Source organism: Streptomyces beijiangensis (assembly GCF_017315755.1).
Classification (GTDB): domain Bacteria; phylum Actinomycetota; class Actinomycetes; order Streptomycetales; family Streptomycetaceae; genus Streptomyces; species Streptomyces beijiangensis.
Genome location: NZ_JAFLRJ010000881.1, coordinates 1 through 2,596, shown reverse-complemented (window position 1 = coordinate 2,596; position 2,596 = coordinate 1). Strand labels below are relative to the sequence as shown.

At 75.8% G+C, this 2,596-nt stretch carries 2 protein-coding genes; both read left to right on the top strand.

Features of this window, described 5'->3' with window-relative positions:
* Positions 1-989: SWIM zinc finger family protein (locus J0695_RS39650; RefSeq protein WP_206969692.1), on the top strand; the 989-nt coding region annotated here is incomplete at its 5' end.
* A 10-nt stretch (positions 990-999) separates the two neighbouring features.
* A complete protein-coding gene (locus J0695_RS39645; RefSeq protein ID WP_206969691.1) occupies positions 1,000-2,574 on the top strand; it encodes a DUF5691 domain-containing protein in 1,575 nt (524 codons plus the stop codon).
* Positions 2,575-2,596 lie beyond the last annotated feature (22 nt).

The window sequence follows — 2,596 nt, the reverse complement described above, 5'->3', positions numbered from 1 at the left end:
GGGCGGCACAGGCCGCGCCGGATGCCGCCACGAGGACCGCCGATCCCGAGGCGGCGAGACGCAGGGCCGAGAAGCGGGCCGAGCGGGTCACCGCGGGGGCGGTGGAGCTGGAGCAGCGGCTGGAGGACCTGCTGCGGGGCGGGCTCGCGGCCGCCGAGCAGGCGGGGTACGGACTCTGGGAAGAGACCGCGGCCCGGATGATCGACGCCCAGGCGCCAGGACTCGCGGGACGGGTAAGGGAGTTGGGGGCGATACCCGCCTCCGGGGCGGGCTGGCCGGTGCGGCTCCTGGAGGAGTGCGCACTGCTGCATCTGCTGGACCGCGCGTGGCTGGGCCGCGAGCGGCTGCCTGAGCCGCTCGCCGCCACGGTGCGTACGAGGGTGGGGCTGCCGGTTGCCGCCGAGGGGGCCGCGGTCCGCGATCGCTGGCTGGTCCTCGCCCAGTACGACAGCTCGGACGGCCGGCTCACCACCCGCCGGATATGGCTCCACGGACGGGAGTCGGGGCGCACGGCGCTGGTCCTGGACTTCGGGGCGGCGGGGCGTGCACCCGGGGTCGCCCTGCCGGTCGGGCTGGAGCTGGACGCCGAATTGACGCCCTATCCGGGAGCGGGGCAGCTGCGGGCGGCGCTGGGCGAGCAGTTCGGGGTGCTGAGTCCGGTGGGCGGGCCACCGGCCGGGTTACGGGCCACCGGTGCCGTCGCCGCGTACGGCCGGGCGCTGCGGGACGACCCGTGGGCGGAGGCGTGGCCGGTGACGCTGACGTCCGTCATACCCGCTCCGGCGGGGGGCGATTGGCAACTGGCTGACAGCGACGGGGTGTTGGCGCTTCCCATCGCGCCCGACGCACTGTCCCGCCCCGGGCTCTGGACGCTGGCCGCGCTTTCCGGGGGCGGCCCTGTCACCGTCTTCGGCGAGTGCGGACACCGGGGTTTCACTCCGCTCACGGCCTGGACGCCGGACGGGACCGACGCGGTCCCGCTGACCTGAAGGGGGTTGTATGACCACGACCGTTCCCATGTCTGCCTGGGAAGAGCTCGTCACATCGGCACTGCTCGGCACCGACCGCAGGCCCGCGCCCGGCGGGGTCCACGCGCTGCTCGACACCGCGGCCCTGCACACCGTACGGCGCCGGGCGGGTCTCCTGGCGGCGCCCGCCGCGCCCCGGCCCGAGCCAGCGGCGCACGACCCGCGGCCCGCGTTGCCCGCGCCCGCGCAGCGGCGGCTGGCCCAGCTCCTCGCCGACCGCAGCGGTCCCGCGGGGACGGGCGGGCGCCGGGGCACGACCCCCGATCTGACCGAGCTGCTGCCGCAGTGGCTCACCGCTGCCGGCCTGCACGGCTACCGGTCACCGGCCGCGCTGCTGCCCGCGCTCCTGGACGCGGCCAGGTCGCGTACGGATCTCCGCCCGCAGGCCCTGGCCTTCGCCGGACCGCGCGGGCTGTGGCTGGCCGGGCTCAATCCGGAGTGGCGGTACGCCCTGCGGGGGGCTGCACTGTCAGGGGGTGGCACCGCACTGCCGCCGCCTTCGGACGCCAAGGCCGTCCAACGCCTCTGGGACGAAGGGCTGTTCGCGGAGCGGGTGGCGCTGCTCGGCTCCGTACGGGCGGCGGACCCGGCGACCGGGCGCACACTCCTCGCCGCCACCTGGTCCACTGAGCGGGCCGAAGACCGTCTGATGTTCCTGGACTCGCTCCGCTCCGGTCTCTCGGACGCGGACGAGCCGTTCCTTGAGCAGGCGCTCTCCGATCGCAGCCGGAACGTCCGCGCGACAGCGGCCGAGCTGCTCTCCGCACTGCCGGGTTCCGCGCTGGCCGGGCGGATGGCGGTGCGGGCGGCGACCTGCGTCAGCCAGGACCGTTCGGGAGGGACCGAGGGGATCGTGGTGGAGGCGCCGCACGAGTGCGATGCGGCGATGCAGCGGGACGGCGTGACGCCGGTTCCGCCGGCGGGCCGGGGCGAACGGTCCTGGTGGCTGGGACAGTTGGTGGAGGCGGCCCCGCTGTCGGTCTGGCCAGGACGGCTCGGCGGCCGTACGCCGGAGCAGATCACCGGTCTGTCGGTGTCGGACGACTGGGGCGAGGAGCTGCACGCCGCGTGGTGCCGGGCGGCGGTGCGGCAGCGGGATGCGGAGTGGGCGCGGGCACTGCTCGGCGGTCCGGGTACCGAATCGCTGGCCGAGCGGGCGAAGCTGCTGGCCACGCTCCCCGAGGACGAACGGGCCGCCTGGGTGGCCGAGTTCATAGCGGCGCACGGTCTTTCCGAGGCGTTCCAGCTGCTGGGGGTCTGTGCGGTGCCGTGGGCCGGGCCGCTCGGGCGGGCCGTGGTGGACTCGCTGGAGATAGCCAGGGACGCGGGCAGCTACCCATGGAGCTTCAGCGGGGTGATGGGGCTGGCGGAGCGGTGCATGGACCCCGCCGAAGCGAGCCGGTTCGAGGCACTCGCCGCGCTGCCGGACGAGGCGGAGGGCGCGTCGCCCGGGGCGGGGGGCTACTGGTCGGAGGCGTTCCAGCGGCTGGTGTCCACGCTGCGGCTGCGGGCGGCGATGTTGCAGGAGTTGGCGGGGTCGGGGTGAACTGGGGGCTCCGCCCCCAGAC

Coding starts and splice junctions, on each gene's coding strand:
- J0695_RS39645 (WP_206969691.1), top strand. CDS start 1,000: ATGACCACGACCGTTCCCATGTCTGCCTGGGAAGAGCTCGTCACATCG.